At 72.1% G+C, this 18,134-nt stretch carries 16 protein-coding genes; 11 read left to right on the top strand and 5 right to left on the bottom strand.

Features of this window, described 5'->3' with window-relative positions:
• Positions 1-87 precede the first annotated feature (87 nt).
• Entirely contained in the window at positions 88-933 is an 846-nt protein-coding gene (locus tag ACFOVU_RS08205; protein ID WP_378531451.1) for a PAC2 family protein, read from the bottom strand.
• Positions 934-1,262: 329 nt separating this feature from the next.
• Here ACFOVU_RS08205 and metH point away from each other — a divergent pair, with 329 nt between their 5' ends.
• The 7 genes from metH to ACFOVU_RS08170 all read left to right on the top strand — a co-directional run bounded on the left by metH (position 1,263) and on the right by ACFOVU_RS08170 (position 12,579).
• Positions 1,263-4,733 (top strand): methionine synthase, encoded by a 3,471-nt coding sequence (gene metH, locus ACFOVU_RS08200; RefSeq protein ID WP_378531450.1) that lies wholly within the window; start codon positions 1,263-1,265, stop codon positions 4,731-4,733.
• Positions 4,730-5,407, top strand: coding sequence for an HAD family hydrolase (locus ACFOVU_RS08195; protein ID WP_378531449.1), 678 nt, complete (start codon positions 4,730-4,732; stop codon positions 5,405-5,407). Before metH ends, ACFOVU_RS08195 begins: the two co-directional genes overlap by 4 nt.
• Before the next feature lie 263 nt (positions 5,408-5,670).
• Positions 5,671-6,150 carry a cellulose synthase gene (locus ACFOVU_RS08190; protein WP_378531448.1) on the top strand — a complete coding sequence of 160 codons (480 nt, stop codon included), beginning with the start codon at positions 5,671-5,673 and terminating at the stop codon, positions 6,148-6,150.
• Between the two features lie 504 nt (positions 6,151-6,654).
• Complete coding sequence (locus ACFOVU_RS08185; protein ID WP_378531446.1) at positions 6,655-7,653, top strand: ABC transporter permease; 999 nt, start codon at positions 6,655-6,657, stop codon at positions 7,651-7,653.
• Between the two features lie 68 nt (positions 7,654-7,721).
• Positions 7,722-9,467 (top strand): ABC transporter substrate-binding protein, encoded by a 1,746-nt coding sequence (locus ACFOVU_RS08180; protein ID WP_378531444.1) that lies wholly within the window; start codon positions 7,722-7,724, stop codon positions 9,465-9,467.
• Positions 9,468-9,592: 125 nt separating this feature from the next.
• Entirely contained in the window at positions 9,593-10,609 is a 1,017-nt protein-coding gene (locus tag ACFOVU_RS08175) for an ABC transporter permease (protein ID WP_378531443.1), read from the top strand.
• Between the two features lie 89 nt (positions 10,610-10,698).
• Positions 10,699-12,579: a dipeptide ABC transporter ATP-binding protein gene (locus tag ACFOVU_RS08170; protein ID WP_378531441.1), complete on the top strand. Its 1,881-nt coding sequence runs from the start codon at positions 10,699-10,701 to the stop codon at positions 12,577-12,579.
• A gap of 45 nt (positions 12,580-12,624) precedes the next feature.
• Here the strand turns inward: ACFOVU_RS08170 and ACFOVU_RS08165 are convergent, their stop codons facing one another.
• Entirely contained in the window at positions 12,625-13,188 is a 564-nt protein-coding gene (locus tag ACFOVU_RS08165) for a hypothetical protein (protein WP_378531439.1), read from the bottom strand.
• Between the two features lie 182 nt (positions 13,189-13,370).
• Here ACFOVU_RS08165 and ACFOVU_RS08160 point away from each other — a divergent pair, with 182 nt between their 5' ends.
• Positions 13,371-14,660, top strand: coding sequence for a sensor histidine kinase (locus ACFOVU_RS08160; RefSeq protein WP_378531437.1), 1,290 nt, complete (start codon positions 13,371-13,373; stop codon positions 14,658-14,660).
• Positions 14,657-15,322, top strand: coding sequence for a response regulator (locus ACFOVU_RS08155; RefSeq protein WP_378531435.1), 666 nt, complete (start codon positions 14,657-14,659; stop codon positions 15,320-15,322). The genes ACFOVU_RS08160 and ACFOVU_RS08155 overlap by 4 nt, the downstream gene beginning before the upstream one ends.
• Here ACFOVU_RS08155 and ACFOVU_RS08150 read toward each other — a convergent pair.
• Positions 15,309-15,989, bottom strand: a complete 681-nt coding sequence (locus ACFOVU_RS08150) for a TetR/AcrR family transcriptional regulator (RefSeq protein WP_378531434.1) — start codon at positions 15,987-15,989, stop codon at positions 15,309-15,311. The genes ACFOVU_RS08155 and ACFOVU_RS08150 overlap by 14 nt on opposite strands.
• A gap of 124 nt (positions 15,990-16,113) precedes the next feature.
• Between ACFOVU_RS08150 and ACFOVU_RS08145 the strand changes: the two genes are divergently transcribed.
• On the top strand, positions 16,114-16,497 hold the full coding sequence (locus tag ACFOVU_RS08145; protein ID WP_378531432.1) for a hypothetical protein: 384 nt from the start codon (positions 16,114-16,116) through the stop codon (positions 16,495-16,497).
• Positions 16,498-16,602: 105 nt separating this feature from the next.
• Positions 16,603-16,965 carry a GntR family transcriptional regulator gene (locus ACFOVU_RS08140; RefSeq protein ID WP_378531430.1) on the top strand — a complete coding sequence of 121 codons (363 nt, stop codon included), beginning with the start codon at positions 16,603-16,605 and terminating at the stop codon, positions 16,963-16,965.
• Positions 16,966-16,988: 23 nt separating this feature from the next.
• Here the strand turns inward: ACFOVU_RS08140 and ACFOVU_RS08135 are convergent, their stop codons facing one another.
• Positions 16,989-17,612 carry a TetR/AcrR family transcriptional regulator gene (locus tag ACFOVU_RS08135; RefSeq protein WP_378531428.1) on the bottom strand — a complete coding sequence of 208 codons (624 nt, stop codon included), beginning with the start codon at positions 17,610-17,612 and terminating at the stop codon, positions 16,989-16,991.
• 133 nt (positions 17,613-17,745) lie between these two features.
• Positions 17,746-18,111 (bottom strand): hypothetical protein, encoded by a 366-nt coding sequence (locus ACFOVU_RS08130; RefSeq protein WP_378531426.1) that lies wholly within the window; start codon positions 18,109-18,111, stop codon positions 17,746-17,748.
• Positions 18,112-18,134: the final 23 nt, after the last annotated feature.

The following is an 18,134-nucleotide window of genomic DNA, read 5'->3' as shown; positions in this document are numbered from 1 at the left end:
GGGAGGTTCGCGAGCCGCCCTGGCCGCGCCTGCGGCGCTTGAGGTGGCGCGCGTGCTCCCCTGGGCTCGAGCGGTCCCCGCGGGCGCCTAACCCCGTCTGCGGCGCTTGAGGTAGCGCTCGAACTCCCGGGCGATGGCCTCGCCGGTGGCCTCGGGCAGCTCGGCGGCGTCCTTGGCCTCCTCCAGGCTGCGGACGTAGCCGGCGATGTCGTCGTCCTCGGAGGCGAGCTCGTCGACCCCGTGCTCCCAGGCGCGGGCCTCCTCGGGCAGGTCGCCCATGGGCACCGTGAGGTCGAGGACGTCCTCGACCCTGCGCAGCAGCGCCAGGGTGGCCTTGGGGCACGGCGGCTGCGCCACATAGTGCGGGATGGCCGCCCAGAGCGACACCGCCTCCAGGCCCGCCGAGGAGAAGACGTCGTGGACGGCCCCCACGATGCCGCTGGGGCCGTCGTAGGAGGTGGGCTCCAGGTGCAGCGCGCGCCCCAGCTCCCCGGGGCTGGTCACGCCGGTGACCGGGACCGGCCGGGTGTGCGGGGAGTCCGCCAGCAGGGCCCCCAGCAGGACCACGCGGCGCACGCCCAGCTCACGGGCGATCGCCAGCAGGTCGGCGGCGAACCCGCGCCAGCGCATGTTCGGCTCCGAGCCGCTGACCAGCACCACATCGGAGCGCGCCCCTGCCGGGCGGGCGATGGACACCCGGGTGCTGGGCCAGGTCACGCCGCGGTGCTCGCCGTCGACGATGGTGACGCGCGGGCGCGAGACCTGGAAGTCGTAGTAGTCGTCGGGCTCCAGAGAGAGCAGCTCGTCGGCGTCCCAGACCGAGGACAGATGCTCGACGACCGCACTCGCGGCCTCGCCGGCGTCGTTCCAGCCTTCGAACGCGGCCACCATGACGGGCTCGACGAGCTCGGGAACGCTGTCGAGCTCAGGCACCGGCCGCCTCCTCACATTCCGGGCGCCGCGGCTGCGGCGGCCCGGTCGGTTGCTCGTCCACGGGCGCGCGCCGCACGCACCCGGGGCCCTCCCGCGCCGCAGCGTATGTGGCGGTCACCCGCCGCGTACTCCGGCCACTCGGGCGGACCGACACCAGCCTATGGGTTGAAGGCCCGGTGGTGTAACGGTGTGCGGTATCGTGATCGGAAGCGGCCGGACATTTCGGACATCGGTGGGCGGTCGTCTGACCTGGCCGATCGCGGCGGTGCCCCGGCAGGAAGCCCCCGGCCTCGGCCGCGACCGGACCGCTGACACTAGAGTGAAGGGTTATGAGCTCTCGCCTCTCCTTCCGGGACGCCCTTGCCCAGCGTGTCATCGTCGCCGACGGAGCGATGGGCACCATGCTCCAGGCCCACGACCTCGACCTCGACGACTTCGAGGGGCTTGAAGGCTGTAACGAGATCCTCAATGTCACCCGCCCCGACGTCGTCCGCGCCACCCACGCGGCGTTCTTCGAGGCCGGAGTCGACTGTGTCGAGACCAACACCTTCGGCACCAACTTCTCCGCCCTCGGCGAATACGACATCCCCGAACGCACCCACGAGCTCGCCGCGGCCGGCGCCCGCCTGGCCCGCGAGGTCGCCGACGAGTACGCCACCCCCGACCACCCCCGCTATGTGCTCGGATCGGTGGGGCCCGGCACCAAGCTCCCCACGCTCGGCCACGTCACCTTCGCCGTCCTGCGCGACTACTACGAGCAGTGCCACCGCGGTCTCATCGAGGGCGGCGCCGACGCCATCCTCATCGAGACCTGCCAGGACCTCCTCCAGACCAAGGCCGCGGTGATCGCCGCCCAGCGCGCCCGCCGCGCCGCCGGCGCCGACATCCCCATCATCGCCCAGGTCACCATCGAGACCACCGGCACCATGCTGCTCGGCTCGGAGATCGGCGCGGCGCTCACCGCGCTCGAACCCCTCGGCATCGACGTCATCGGCCTCAACTGCGCCACCGGCCCCGCCGAGATGAGCGAGCACCTGCGCCACCTGTCCCAGCACGCCCGGGTGCCCCTGTCCTGCATGCCCAACGCCGGCCTGCCCGAGCTGGGCGCCGACGGCGCGGTCTACCCCCTCCAGCCCCACGAGCTCGCCGACGCCCACGACACCTTCACCACCGAGTTCGGCCTCTCCCTGGTGGGCGGGTGCTGCGGCACCACCCCCGAGCACCTGCACCAGGTGGTCGAGCGCGTCCAGGGCCGCGGCATCAAGAACCGCCGCCCGCACCGCGTCCCCTCCTCGGCCTCGCTCTACCAGAGCGTGCCGTTCCGCCAGGACACCAGCTACCTCGCCATCGGCGAGCGCACCAACGCCAACGGGTCCAAGAAGTTCCGCGAGGCGATGATCCAGGAGCGCTACGACGACTGCGTCGAGATCGCCCGCGACCAGATCCGCGACGGCGCCCACCTGCTCGACCTGTGCATCGACTACGTCGGCCGCGACGGCGTCGCCGACATGCGCGAGCTCGCCTCCCGGCTGGCCACAGCCTCCACCCTGCCGCTGGTGCTCGACTCCACCGAGCCCGCGGTCATCGAGGCCGGCCTGGAGATGATCGGCGGCCGGGCGGTCGTCAACTCCGTCAACTACGAGGACGGCGACGGCCCCGACTCCCGCTTCAACCGCATCATGCCGCTCGTGCGCGAGCACGGCGCCGCCGTCACCGTGATGACCATCGACGAGGACGGCCAGGCGCGCACCGCCGACTGGAAGGCCCGCGTCGCCACCCGCGCCATCGAGGAGCTGACCGGGACCTGGGGCATGGAGGCCGGCGACATCATCGTCGACGCCCTCACCTTCCCCATCGCCACCGGCCAGGAGGAGACCCGGCGCGACGGCATCGAGACCATCGAGGCCATCAAGGAGATCAAGCGGCGCCACCCCGGGGTGCAGACCACCCTGGGCCTGTCCAACATCTCCTTCGGGCTCAACCCGGCGGCCCGCATCGTGCTGAACTCGGTGTTCCTGCACGAGGCGGTCGAGGCCGGCCTCGACTCCGCGATCGTGCACGCCTCCAAGATCCTGCCGATGAACCGGATCCCCGACGAGCAGCGCCAGGTCGCCCTGGACATGGTCTACGACCGGCGCCGCGAGGGCTACGACCCGCTGGAGCGGTTCCTCGAGCTGTTCGAGGGCGTCGACGCCAAGGCGCTCAAGGCCTCGCGCGCCGAGGAGCTGGCGGCGCTGCCGCTGTGGGAGCGCCTGGAGCGGCGGATCATCGACGGCGAGCTGGTCGGCATGGAGGCCGACCTCGACGAGGCGCTGGGGCAGCGCCCCGCCCTGGAGATCGTCAACGACACCCTGCTGGCCGGCATGAAGGTCGTGGGCGAGCTGTTCGGCTCCGGTGAGATGCAGCTGCCGTTCGTGCTGAAGTCCGCCGAGGTCATGAAGGCCGCGGTGGCCCACCTCGAACCGCACATGGAGAAGAGCGACGACGACGGCAAGGGCCGCATCGTGCTCGCCACGGTCAAGGGCGACGTCCACGACATCGGCAAGAACCTCGTCGACATCATCCTGTCCAACAACGGCTACGACGTCGTCAACCTCGGCATCAAGCAGCCGGTCTCCACCATCCTGGAGGCCGCCGAGCAGCGGCGCGCCGACGTCATCGGCATGTCCGGACTGCTGGTGAAGTCCACGGTCATCATGCGCGAGAACCTCGACGAGATGAACTCCCGCGGCATGTCGGGGCGCTACCCCGTTCTGCTGGGCGGGGCGGCGCTCACGCGCTCCTACGTCGAGCAGGACCTTGCGGAGCGGTTCGACGGCGAGGTGCGCTACGCGCGCGACGCGTTCGAGGGGCTGCGGCTGATGGACGCGTTCATGGCCGTCAAGCGCGGGGTCGAGGGCGCGGAGCTGCCCGCCCTGCGCAAGCGCCGGGTGAGCGGCGGCGCCAAGCTCAAGGTCACCGAGCCCGAGGACATGCCGGCGCGCAGCGACGTCGCGACCGACAACCCCGTGCCCGAGCCCCCGTTCTGGGGCGACCGGATCAGCAAGGGCGTGCCGCTGGCCGAGTACTCCGCCTTCCTCGACGAGCGCGCCACGTTCATGGGGCAGTGGGGACTCAAGGGCTCCAAGCGGGGCGACGGCCCGAGCTATGAGGAGCTGGTCGAGACCGAGGGCCGCCCGCGCATGCGCATGTGGCTGGACCGGATCCAGACCGACGGCCTGCTGGAGGCCGCCGTGGTCTACGGCTACTTCCCCTGCTACAGCGAGGGGGACGACCTCGTCGTGCTCGACGAGGACGGCGCCGAGCGCACCCGGTTCACCTTCCCGCGCCAGCGCCGCGACCGCCACCTGTGCCTGTCGGACTACTTCCGGCCCAAGGAGTCGGGCGAGACCGACGTCGTCGCCTTCCAGGTGGTCACGGTCGGCTCGGCGATCAGCCGGGCCACCAAGGAGCTGTTCGAGAAGAACGCCTACCGCGACTACCTGGAGCTGCACGGGCTGTCGGTGCAGCTCACCGAGGCGCTCGCCGAGTACTGGCACACCCGGGTCCGCGCCGAGCTGGGCTTCGCCGGGGAGGACCCGGCCGACCTCGACGCGTTCTTCAAGCTCGGCTACCGCGGCGCCCGGTTCTCCCTGGGCTACGGCGCCTGCCCCGACCTGGAGGACCGCGCCAAGATCATGAAGCTCCTGGAGCCCGAGCGCGTGGGCGTCACCCTGTCGGAGGAGTTCCAGCTGGTCCCGGAGCAGGCCACCGACGCCATCGTGATCCACCACCCCGAAGCGAAGTACTTCAACGTATGACGAGTGGGAACGGGGCCGCTTTGCAGGGCGTGCTCTTCGACATGGACGGGACCCTCATCGACAGCGAGGGGCTGTGGGGTGCGGCCGAGGCCGAGACCGTGGCCGCGCTGGGCGGGGTGTGGACACAGGAGGACCACCGGCGCTGCATCGGTGGCGCCGCCGAGCCGGTGGCCCGCTACATCATCGAGCTGACCGGCAGTGACCTGGAGCCCGCCCAGGTCACTGCCCGGCTGCACGAGGCCTACGCCCGGCGGCTGGCCGCCGGGCCCGGGACCCGGCCCGGCGCCAAGGAGCTGGTCGCCCGGGTCGCGCGCTCGGCGGTGCCCTCGGCGCTGGTGACCTCGACCGAGCGGGTGCTGATCGAGGCCACCATCGGCGCCATCGGGGTGGCGGAGTTCGACACCACCGTCGCGGGCGACGAGGTGGCGCACAACAAGCCGCACCCCGAGCCCTACCTCAAGGCGGCCCGGGAGCTGGGGGTCGACCCGGCGCTGTGCGTGGCCTTCGAGGACTCGGCGGTCGGCGCGGCCTCGGCGCTGGCGGCCGGGTGCGTGACGGTCGCGGTTCCCGCCGGGCCTCCGGTTCCGCCGGCCGAGGGGCTGACCATTGTGGACTCCCTGGAGGGTATCGACCTGGACTGGCTGGAGCGGCTGGTGGCCGGCGCCCGGGGGTAGCCCCGGGACACCGGTGCGTTTATGCGGCGGTAATCGGGGCGAATGTGCCGATGTGTTCACCGGAGAAAACCGGTGAACATTCGACGCCAATGCAGAATGGTGGCCCAATTGCGGGGCCGCGCGCTACATTTGCGCCATGGCCGCGCTCCGGGAAACCGCCAGCCGGGCGGTGGACCGACCGTCCCTCCGCCCGCAGGCGACACGGCCGTCCCTAGGGGACTCGCCGGATGTGCGGCGATGGCGGGGGATGCGACACTGGGGCCATGCCGGAACAGTTGCCGATCGCAGGTCCGATGCTGGGAGCTGCCCTCACCGTCGTGGGGCTGCTGATCTCGTGGGTGGTGTGGCGCCGGAAGGGCGCCGCGTCGGGGCTGCGCGCCATTTCGTGGTCGCTGCTGCCGCTGGCGGTGGGGCTCATGGGGCTGATGTCCATCCTCTGGCGGCTGGTCTTCGACCTCCTCGGGTTCTTCGTCGGTCTGGTGTTCAACCCGCTGGTGTGGGCCGGGGTCGGGGTCGCCGCGCTGGCGGCGGTGCTGTGGGTGGTCTCGGGCGTCATGCGGTCGCGCGGCGCGGGGGCGGCCAAGGAGAAGGCGTCCGGTTCCGGGCAGCCGAAATCCGCGGAGTCCGGCCGCGGCCCGGCGGCGGGGATCGGCGGGCCGGCCAAGGGGCCCGCCGCGAAGAAGAGCGGCGACGACGACATGGGCGACATCGAGGATCTGCTGCGCAAGCACGGGATCGAATAGGCGCCCCGGGCGCCGCCGCAAGGGGCGGTCGCGCCCGCGTGTATGCATCGAGCACACCCCGGCCGGGCCGGGGCGTGCTCGTTTTCTTTTTCGGCACGAGCGTGAAATGCGGGTGCCCCGGATTTCCCTGGCATGCCGCGAAGTATCGGGCGTACATATGCGGCGGCAAAGGCTGTTGTCCCAGGTCCGGCACGCTCGGTGGCGCGTGGCGCGCATTGCGTCACATTACGTTGTATGTCGGGCATATGTGCTCCGCGTCACGATTAGGAAACATTAATGCCAATTGGGCGATCGGCGAGTTACCCGGGCGTAGATTGTTCGCCGTGCACCGAAGGGTGCACGACCTGTATCGGCTCTGTTCGCTTTCGGGGGGTACGGCCGCCGTGCCCACCGGCCACCGGAGGTGGGGCACCACCCCGCCCCCCGGTGACGGCGGATCCGCCGGGCACGGCACCACCGTGCCGACGGCACACGGAGTGGAAGTAGTGGGGGAGTAGTGGTGCAATGACCGCGCCTTTGGACGTACCCGGCTCGGCCGAACAGGCCCGACCAGAGGCCGTCGCCGAACTGGCGAAGAATTCCGACCGCGGCCGCTCCCTCGGCCAGATCGCCTGGATGCGCCTGCGCCAGGACAAGGTCGCCATGATCGGCGGGGGCTTCGTGGTCTTCATGGCCCTCGTGGCCGTGTTCGCGCCCCTGATCGTCCGGTTCCTGGGCCACCCGCCCAACACCTGGAACCTCGACGTCATCGACCCCATCCTGAGCACCGCCAACAGCCCCTGGGGCGGGATGAGCGCCGACCACCTGCTGGGGGTCGAGCCGGTCACCGGCCGCGACATCTTCAGCCGCATCGTCTACGGCGCGCGCATCTCCATGCTCATCGGCTTCCTGGCGACCCTGGTCTCGGTCGTCATCGGAACGGTCATGGGCATCGTCGCCGGGTACTTCGGCGGCTGGGTCGACGCGGTCATCAGCCGGCTGATGGACATCTTCCTCGCCTTCCCGCTGCTGCTGTTCGCCATGGCCCTGGTCGGGGTCATCCCCGACGCGGCCTTCGGCCTCCAGGGCAACGGCCTGCGCATCGCGATCCTGGTCTTCATCATCGGGTTCTTCAACTGGCCCTACATCGGCCGGATCATCCGCGGCCAGACCCTCAGCCTGCGCGAACGCGAGTTCGTCGAGGCGTCGCGCAGCCTCGGCGCGTCGAACTTCTACATCCTGCGCAAGGAGCTGCTGCCCAACCTGGTCGCGCCGATCCTCGTCTACGCGACGCTGCTGATCCCGACCAACATCCTCTTCGAGGCCGCCCTGTCCTTCCTCGGGGTCGGCGTCGAGCCGCCCACCGCCACCTGGGGCGGCATGCTCTCCGAGGCCGTCGACTTCTACAACGCGGCCCCGAACTTCATGCTCGCCCCCGGTCTCGCGATCTTCCTGACGGTCCTCGCGTTCAACCTGTTCGGCGACGGGCTGCGGGACGCACTGGACCCGCGCACCCAGTCCTGAGATCCCCCCGGGCCGGGCGCGCGCCGTGCCCGGCGCTGTCACCGATTCGCGAAGAAAGGCAGACGCCAGTGACCAGTAAGTGGCTGTGCCCCGCCGCCGCAGGCACCGCGGTGGTATTAACCCTCACCGCCTGCGGAAACGGCGGCGGAAGCGGCAGCAGTTCCGATGCCGAATTCGACGCCGGGACCACCAGCATTGTCAACGCGTCGGACGAGCAGGGCGGCACCCTGCGCTTCGCCCACTCCGACGAGCTGGACTCCATGGACCCCGGCAACACCTATTACGCCGCGAACTGGGACTTCACCCGCTTCTACGCGCGCACCCTGGTGACCTACACCCAGGAGCCCGGTGAGGAGGGCCTGGAGCTGGTCCCCGACCTCGCCGAGGACCTCGGCCAGGTCAGCGACGACGGCCTGACCTGGACCTACACCCTCAAGGAAGGGCTGACGTTCGAGAACGGCGACCCGATCACCTCCGAGCACATCAAGTACGCCGTCGCCCGGAGCAACTACGCGCCCGACATCATCAACAAGGGCCCGACCTACTTCAACCAGCTCCTCGACTCCGAGGACTACGACGGCCCCTACGAGGACGACGACCTCGGCAACTTCACCGGCGTCGAGACCCCCGACGACCGCACGGTGGTCTTCCACCTGAAGGAACCCTTCGCCGAATTCGACTACCTCACTGCGATGTCGCAGACCTCCCCGGTCCCGGCCGACGCCGACACCGGCGACCAGTACCAGACCCAGGTCGTCGCCAGCGGGCCCTACCGGTTCGAGTCGGAGTGGACCCCCGGCGAGCCCCTGGTCCTGGTCCGCAACGAGGAGTACGACCCCGAGTCCGACCCCATCGTCCGCAACCGCCCCGACCAGATCGAGGTCCAGTGGAAGCAGGAGGAGAACGACCGCGACAACCGGCTGCTCTCCGGTGACCTGGACGTCGACGTGTCCGGGCTCGGTGTCGAGGCCGCCGCGCGCGGCCGGATCCTGCGCGACGAGAACCTCCGGGCGCAGGCCGACAACCCCCTGAGCGGGTTCAAGCTGTACTTCGCGATCAACCCCAACGTCGCGCCGTTCGACGACAAGGCGTGCCGCGAGGCCATCCTCTACGCCGCCGACAAGACCACGATGCAGGCCGCCTGGGGCGGCGAGGTGGGCGGCGACATCGCCACCACCATGCTGCCGCCCGGCATCCCCGGCTACCAGGAGGCCGACCCCTACGCGACCCCCGACAACGCGGGCGACCCCGCCCGGGTCGAGGAGAGCCTGGAGGAGTGCGGGCAGCCCGACGGCTTCGCGACCAACATCTCCTACCGGTCCGACCGCGACAAGGAGAAGAAGGCCGCCGAGGCGCTCCAGCAGGCGCTCGCCGAGTACGGCATCGAGACCCAGCTCAAGGGCTACGAGGCCGGCACCTACACCAGCGAGCAGGCCGGGTCGCCCGCGTTCGTCGAGCGCGAGGAGCTGGGCATCATGGCCTACGGCTGGGGCGCCGACTGGCCCTCCGGTTACGGGTTCCTCCAGCAGATCATGCACGGCGACTCCATCAAGGACGCCGGCAACAGCAACCTGTCGGAGCTGGACGACCCCGAGGTCAACGACCTGCTCGACGAGGCGGCGCAGGAGCCCGACGCCGCGGCGCGCGAGGAGCTCTACGCCCAGATCGACGCGGCGGCCATGGACTCGGCGACCTTCCTGCCCTACCTCGACCAGAAGACGCTGCTCTACCGGCCCGAGAACGTGACCAACGTCTACGTCCACCAGAACTTCAAGATGTACGACTACTCCGCGATGGGCGTCGCCCAGAACTGAGCCGGTCCGGAGGGCCCGCACCGCGGGCCCTCCGGCCGTGCCGTCGGCCACCGCCGCTGCGCGACAACGCCCAGCGCCGCAACAACCGTCCGAAGCAAGGCAGGTGAAGGCTCCGGCCACCCGCTGTGATCACATACATTCTCCGCCGCCTGTTCGCGGGCGTCCTCCTGCTGCTGGTCATCAGCATGGTGGTCTTCGCGATCTTCTTCCTGGTCCCGCGGCTGGCGGGAACCGACGCCGACGGCCTGGCCGCCCGCTACCTGGGGCGCGCCCCCACACCGCAGGCGATCGAAGCCGTCAAGGAACGCCTCAACCTTGAGGAACCCATCACCGTCCAGTACGGGGAGTTCGTCAAGGGGCTGGTGATGGGCACGGAGTACGACAGCGGGACCGACGTCATCGAGTGCTCGTTCCCGTGCTTCGGCTACTCGTTCCAGAACAGCACCGAGGTCTGGCCGCAGCTGGTCCAGCGCCTGCCGGTGACCGCCTCCCTGGCCGTGGGCGCCGCCGTCATCTGGCTGGTGGCCGGCGTCGCCATCGGCGTGCTCTCCGCGATCAAGCGGGGGTCGGTGGTGGACCGCCTGGCCATGATGACCGCGCTCGCCGGCGTCTCACTGCCCATCTTCTTCACCGGCCTGGTGTCGCTGGCGCTGTTCAGCTACTACCTCCCGATCTTCCCGCCGGGCGGCACCTACACCCCGTTCCTGGAGAGCCCACTGGACTGGGCGCACGGGCTGGTACTGCCCTGGGTCAGCCTGGCGTTCCTGTACGCGGCGATGTACGCGCGCCTCACCCGCGCGGGCATGCTCGACACCATGGGCGAGGACTTCATCCGCACCGCCCGCGCCAAGGGCCTGCCCGAGCGCACCGTCATTGGCAAGCACGGCCTGCGGGCCGCGCTGACCCCGATCATCACGATCTTCGGCCTGGACTTCGGGCTGATGCTGGGCGGGGCGGTGCTCACCGAGAGCACGTTCTCGCTGCCGGGGCTGGGCAAGTACGCGGTCGACGCGATCCGCGGCAACGACCTCCCGGTGGTGCTGGGGGTCACCATGTTCGCCGCGGTGTTCGTCGTGATCGCCAACCTCGTGGTCGACCTGCTGTACGCGTGGGCCGACCCGCGCGTGCGCGTCGGCGCCTGACGGCGGCCGCGCCCCCGTGACATGACCTTTCCACTGCATTCACTGCACACCCGCCCGAGCGGGGCACCCGAGCCGAAGGTGAGGCGGCCATGACCGAGCCGGTCGTCAAAGTCAAGGATCTGCGGATCACGTTCCCGACCCTCGAAGGCAGGATCACCGCCGTCGACGGCATCTCGTTCGAGGTGCCCGCGGGCGGCGCACTGGGGATCGTGGGGGAGTCGGGGTCGGGCAAGAGCGTCACGTCGCTGGCGCTCATGGGCCTGCACCGCGGGACCAAGGCCGACGTCTCCGGCGAGATCACGGTCGCCGGCACCCCCATCGTGGGCACCGGGACCACCGAGGAGGGCGGCGCGGTCCCCCAGGCCAGCGACCGCGAGGTGCGCGCGCTGCGCGGCAACGACATCGCCATGGTCTTCCAGGACCCGATGTCTTCGCTGCACCCGCAGTACACCATCGGCGACCAGCTCGTGGAGGCCTACCGGATCCACCGGCCCCAGGCCACCGGCGCCGAGGCGCGCAAGCGGGCCGTGGAGTCGCTGGACCGGGTCGGCATCCCCGAGCCCGGGCGGCGCGTCAACTCCTACCCGCACGAGTTCTCGGGCGGCATGCGCCAGCGGGTGCTGATCGCGATGGGGCTGATGTGCGACCCCACCGTCCTGCTGGCCGACGAGCCGACCACGGCCCTCGACGTCACCGTGCAGGCCCAGATCCTGGACCTGCTCGACGACCTGCGCCGCGACCTCGGGATGTCGCTGATCCTGGTCAGCCACGACCTCGCGGTGGTGGCGGGGTCCGTCGACGAGGTCCTGGTCATGCAGAAGGGGCACATCGTCGAGCGGGGCGACGTCCGCCGGGTGCTGTCGGAGCCCGAGCACCCCTACACCGCGGCCCTGCTGGCGGCGGTGCCCCGGGTGGAGGTCTCCCGGGCCCAGCGCCGCGCCGCCGTACGCGCCGACCGCGCCGAACGGCTCGCGGCGGCCTCGGGCGGCGCGGGCACGGGCGCCGCGGCGGGTACGGACACCGGGGCCGGGGACGCCTCGGCGGCCCCCGCCGCGCCCGCCGCTGCGGCGGCCACGACTCCCGCGGCGGAGGCTTCTAGTGGCGCCGCAACGGGGGGCGAACCGCTGCTGAGCGTCAACGACCTGCGGATGCGGTTCAAGGTCCGCGGCGGCCTGTTCGGCCGCGCCACCGACTTCTTCGCCGTCGACGGCGTCTCCTTCGACCTGTACAAGGGCGAGACGCTGGGGGTCGTGGGCGAGTCCGGCTCCGGCAAGAGCACCCTGTCCCGGATGGTCATGAGGCTGCTGGAGCCCACCGAGGGGTCGATCACCTTCGAGGGCCGCGACATCACCCACCTGGCCGAGCACCGGCTTCGCCCGCTGCGCCGCGACATCCAGATGATCTTCCAGAACCCGTACTCGTCGCTGAACCCGCGCGTGACGATCGGCGACGCGATCGGCGCCGCCCTGCGCGTGCAGGGCGAGCGCGACACCAAGAAGATCCGGTTGCAGGTGCAGGAGCTGCTGGAGCGGGTGGGCCTGGAGAGCGGCCACTACAACCGGTTCCCGCACGCGTTCTCCGGCGGCCAGCGCCAGCGCATCGCGATCGCCCGGGCGCTCATCCTCCGCCCCAAGCTGGTGATCTGCGACGAGCCGGTATCGGCGCTCGATGTCTCCACCCAGGACCAGGTGCTGCGCCTGCTCGACGAGCTCCAAGACGACTTCGACCTGACCTACATCTTCGTCGCCCACGACCTTGCGGTCGTCCGCCAGGTCAGCGACCGCGTCGCGGTCATGCGCAAGGGCAAGGTCGTGGAGATGGGCGACGGCGACGCCCTCTACGAGAACCCCGAGCACGACTACACCCGCCAGCTCCTCACCGCCGCCCCGGTCCTCGACCCCGACGAGGCCCGATCCCTCAGGGCCGAACGCGCCCGCCTGCGAGCCAAGGCGGAACCGGCGAGTGCCTGAGGGAGAAGCCCAGGGGAACCCCGAGGGCCCGGCGACCCTGGCCCCTTAGCGGGGCTGCGTGGCCTTGGCCGGCTCCCCTTCCGCCGTCTTGCGGGTGGTGAGGGCCGCGACGATGCCCCAGGCCGTGATCACGGTGTTCCAGAACATGATGATGGCGAGCGGCGTGAAGAAGCCGTTCAGGGCGGCGGTGCGGGGCGGGGCGTCGACCCAGAGGAGGAGGGCGGCCAGGGTGGCGGCGCCGATGGCGCAGGCGGCCGTGCAGCGCAGCCAGCCCGCCGCCTCGCGGCGGGCCGCGGGGCGGCCGTGCTTGGGGGGTTTGACCGGTGCCGGGCCGTCCGCGAAGCGGCGGGCGAAGCGGGCGTCGGCCCACCGGATCATCGGGTGCCCGTAGGCGACCGTGAAGCCCAGGTACAGGGCGCCGAGGCCGTGGCCGGGATCGGCGGTGCCGCCCGACCCCAGGTGCACGGCGATCACCGCCAGCAGCACCACGTCGAGCACCGGGACCGACAGCAGCAGCGCGGTGCTCAGCCTCCGGGCGCGCAGCAGGTAGCGGGCCGCCAGCCCGCCCGCCACCAGCACCCAGAACATGACCTCACAGGTCAGGATCACCGCCACGACCATCTGTACCGCCTCCGCCGTCCCTGCCGTTGTCCCTGCCGTGCCGCGGACCATCCCGCCGGCCCCCGCAAGCATCGGGCCGGGCGGGCCCGGGCGGCATCGGCAGGGGTGAGGAGATCGCGCTACGACCTTCGGAGTACGGGCGCCCGGCGCGGACGTGCTGAGATAGGGGCGTGAGCCTGTTCCTGCGGCGCTACGCCTTCCTCGACCGGCGGGTGTTCGGCGTCCTCTACCTCGGCAGCACCCTGTGGGCCCTCGGCCACTTCGCCCTGGGCGTGGTGCTGTGGACGCTGAGCGCCTACGTGGCGCGCACGGGCATCGACCCCCGGTGGCTCCTGGCCACCCTCGCCGCGGTGTGCCTGGCGATCCTCTTCCGGCGTTCGGCACCGGGGGCGGCGCTGGCGCTGGCCACCGCGGCGGTCGTCGCCGACGCGCTGCTCGGCCCCTCCACCTGGGTGCTCGTCACCTACGGCGACATCCTCTACGCCGTGTGCGTGTGGGGCCGCCGCAGGCTCGCCTACGGCACCCTCGCCGTCGTGGCCGCCGCCACCGCGGGCCTGGTGGCGTTCCTGCTGTACGCGCTGGCCGCGGGGGGGCTGCCCGGGGGGCTGCTGTCCGTGTTCCAGGCGCTCGGGATCGCCGTGCTGATCTTCCTCGCGCCCATGACCACCGGGCTGAGCGTCCGCGAGCACCACCTGCGCGCCGAGCTGGAGCGCGAGCGCGCCCGCCAGATCGAGCGGATGGCCGAACTCGACCGGGGCAGCGCCATCGCCGAGGAACGGGGCCGCATGGCGCGCGAGCTGCACGACGTCATCGCCAACCACCTCAGCGCCATCGCCGTGCAGTCCACCGCGGCGCTGTCCCTGCGCGACCCCGACCCCGGCCGCATCCGCCAGATCCTCGGGGTGGTCCGCGACAACAGCGTGCAGGGCCTGGCCGAGATGCGGCAGATGATCGGGGTGCTGCGCGCCGAGGACGACCTCGACCTGGAGCGGGTCATGCCCCGCCTCAGCGAGGCCGACCGGCTCGTCACCACCGCCCGCGAGGCCGGGCTGCACACCGGGACGACCGAGCGCGGCACCCCCCGGCCGCTGCCCGTCCAGGTCGACGCGGCGGCCTACCGCATCATCCAGGAGTCCCTGACCAACGCGCTGCGCTACGCCCAACCCCGGCGGGTGGACATCACCGTCGACTACGGCGCCCCCGACGCGGCGGGGCAGGCGCTGCTGGTGCTGACCGCGGAGAACGAGGTGGCGGCGGCCCCCGAGCGCACCTGGCGGTCGGAGCTGGGCTCGGGGGCGGGCCTGGCCGGGATGCGCGAGCGGGTGGCGCTGCTCGGCGGCGACTTCGAGGCCGGCCCGCCCGGAGGCGACCCGCGGCGCTGGCGGGTCCGCGCGGCCCTGCCCTACGACACCGGAGAGCCCGCCGCCGGGCCCGACACCGATATGGAGCCGAGAACGTGATCCGAGTGGTCGTGGCCGAGGACCAGTGGGCCGTGCGGTCGGGGCTGGTGCTGATCCTGGAATCGGCGCCCGACATCGAGGTCGTCGCCGAGGCCGCCGACGGCGAGCAGGCCGTGGCCGCGGTGCGGCGCACCGCCCCCGACGTCGTCCTCATGGACGTGCGGATGCCCCGCAAGGACGGCATCAGCGCCACCCGCGAACTCGCCGGGACCGGCACCGACGTGCTCATCCTGACGACGTTCGACCTCGACGAGTACGTGTTCGGCGCGCTGCGGGCCGGCGCCGCCGGGTTCCTGTTGAAGAACATCGAGGCCGACGAGCTGACCGAGGCCGTGCGCGTGGTCGCCCGCGGAGAGGGGATGATCGCGCCCGCGGTGACCCGGCGGCTCATCGCCGAGTTCGCCGGGGCCGGCGCCCGCCCCGGCGCGGGCCGGGACGGGCCCGGGGTCAGCCCGGCCGCCGTGGCGGAGCTGACCCCGCGCGAGCGCGAGGTGCTGGCCCGGGTCGGGGAGGGCCTGTCCAATCAGCAGATCGCCCGCCGCCTGGGCATCACCGAGACCACCACCAAGACCCACGTCAGCCGCATCCTGGCCAAGCTCGGCCTGCGCAGCAGGGTCCAGGCCGCGATCACCGCCCAGGAGCTGGGCATCACCGGCCAGTGAGCCCGGCCAGCAGCGTGTCCAGGCCCTCGCGGAACTCCTGCTCGTGGTCGGCGCCGACGTCGCGCAGCGCGGCCACGTGCGGGAAGCGGCCGTCGACCGAGGCGGGGTCGGGGCCGGGCAGGCCGCCGGCGCGCACCTCGTGGACCACGGCGCCGGTGACGTAGGCGTCCAGGGCCGCGCCCGCGCGCACGACGGCGGCCCCGTTCAGCCCCGCCTCGGTGAAGGCCGCATAGTGCAGGTCCAGGGCGCGCAGGGCCGCCACGGAGTCGGGGCGGCGGTTGATGAGCAGCGGCAGGGCGCCGGAGTGGCGCAGCAGCCGGGCCCGGTAGTCGTAGGCCCACCCGCGCAGCCGCTCGTCCCAGGGGCGGTCGTCGACGGGGTCGTCGTCCGTGTCGTCGTCGCCGTCGCCGGAGCCGGGGGCGCCGGCGGGGGGATCCGCGGGCGCGAGGGTGGTGTCGGCGCGGGAGACGTCGGTGATGTAGTCCACGATCCCGTCGAACAGCGCCTCCTTGCCCAGGGGGAAGTGGTGGTAGACGGCCATGGCCTCGACTTCGAGGGCGTCGCCCAGGCGCCGCATGGTCAGTCGGCGCAGCCCCTGGCCGTCGATGATGCGCAGGGCCTCGGTGATGATGCGTTCGGCGCTCAGGCCGGCGTTGTTTCGGCTCACGGGCCCCGATCATAGGCTTACCCAGTAAAGCCAGGGTGATGGAACACACCTGCGCTCGCGGGGTGATCTCCGACACCATAGAGTTGCGGACGACACCACACCACTGAGCCGGTCGGGAGCGAGCATGGCACGGAAGGTCGACGCCGAAGCGCGGCGCCGCTACAGCGAGGACCAGGAGCACGCGGAGCGGCTGCCCGGGCTCTTGGAGCGCGTCGCGGCCGCGGAGCGGGCACTGGGCGCCGCCCACCGGTCCGGCGCCGGGATCGAGGAGCTGCACCTGCTGAGCACGGCCCTGGACACCGCCCTCACCGACGCCATGCGCGCCGCCTACGCCCGCGAACGCGTCCTGATCGGCCCGCGCGGCGCCGACCGCATCTACCGCCGCAAGCGCCAGGCCACGCCGGGCATCCGCCGCGCCACCGAGCTCGCCGAGCGCCTGCTCTCGGCCCGCGAGGAGCACCGCCTGCAGGGCATCGAGCGGGTGCCGCGCCGGGTCGCCGCGGCCTGAGCGTGCGCGCTCCGCCTCCGGGTGGCAGGATCGACCTCGGGGGCACGACCGATGCGCCCCGGCGGCGGAGCGCACACACGCGGGCGAGAGGACACGGGTAGGACGATGCGGGACACCATCCGAATCGATCCGGCGTCGAAGGTCCCCCCGTACGAGCAGATCCGGGCGGCGGTGGCCAACGCGGCGGCCAAGGGCGAGGTGCCCGTCGGCTACAAGCTGCCCACGGTGCGGGCGCTGGCCGGGCAGCTATCGGTGGCGGTCAACACCGTCGCCCGCGCCTACCGCGAGCTGGAGCAGGCCGGGGTCGTCGAGACCCGCGGCCGGTCGGGCACCTTCGTGGCGGCCGGCGGCGACGCCCAGCGCGCCGAGGCGGCCACGGCCGCCCGCGCCTACGCCGACGCCGTCTCGCGCCTGGGCATCGGCCGTGAGGAGGCCCTGGACATCGTGGCCGCCGCCCTGCGGGGCTGACGCGCGGCCCGGCCGCCCGGGGCTCAGGCGGCCGGGGCCGGGTCGTCCAGGAGGCGGGGGGCGATGACCGCGATGGTCTCCTCCAGCTCCGCCACGGTGCCCGACCCGTGGAGCAGCAGGACCAGCTCCTGGGTCCACACCTCGTGCAGCGCCCGCGCCAGGATCCGGGTGGCCGGGTCGGGGGAGTCGGCGGCCTCGGCGCCGTAAGCGCTGTACAGCACCACCCAGGTGAGCCGCTCCTGTACCGCCGAGCGCCAGTCGACCACCGAGGCGTCGGCGGAGTTGGCGGCCCGCAGCATGGCGTCGGCGAGGTCGGGCTCGCGCATGATCCAGCGGGCGGTGCGGCCCAGGACGGTCGCCGCCCGTTCCCCCGGGGTGGCGCCCTCGACCGGGCGGCGCACGATCGCCTCCTCCAGGGAGTGGATCTCGTCGGCGAGCACCGCCACCAGCAGGTGGGTCTTGGAGGGGTAGTAGCGGTAGAGGGTGGCCAGTGCGACATCGGCGCGGTCGGCGACGTCGCGCATGTGCACGTGCTCCAGTCCGCCGCGGGCGGCCAGGGCGGCGGCGACCTTGAGGATGCGCGCCCGGCGCTTGCGCTCGTTGCGTTCGCGTGCGGTCATGGGGCGCTCGGGTGGCTGGGCGGTCACGGTCTCCCCGGTCGGTGCTGCTGCCGGGCGGTCCCGCCCGCTGACGTGCACCAGGAACGATAGCGACCCGGGAGCGTCGCCGCACACGCGCCGGCGGCCGGATCCCCGCTCTGCGGGCGGGGTGCGGGCCGGGTCATGCGCGGTGGATGCCCACCACCGCGATCACGTAGATGACGACCACCCCGATCCAGGACATGAGGATGCCTGCGGGGCCGACGATGGCCCCGGCGATCGCCGAGAGCGGGATCAGCACGCCCATGGCGATGATGCCCATGATCAGCCGCGGGCTCTTCCACGCTTCGGTGTTGCTCTTGCGCTGCGGGGCGGCGGGCTGTTGCGCTGCGACGTCGGCCAGGTGGTGGCGGACGCGCTCGTCGATGGTCTGTTCGAGCCGCTCCGCGAGGGAGGCGGCTATGGCGTCGTCGTAGTCGGGGCCGAGGTCGCGGCCGGCGCGCAGGGACGCTGCGACGTCGTCGGGGGGAATCGCGGGTGCGGACATGGTGCCATTATTCCTCCGATGGC

The sequence above is a fragment of the Nocardiopsis sediminis genome (assembly GCF_042650565.1).
Classification (GTDB): domain Bacteria; phylum Actinomycetota; class Actinomycetes; order Streptosporangiales; family Streptosporangiaceae; genus Nocardiopsis_B; species Nocardiopsis_B sediminis.
Note: the sequence above shows the minus strand (reverse complement) of the source record. Positions and strands in the feature narration are given on the sequence as shown.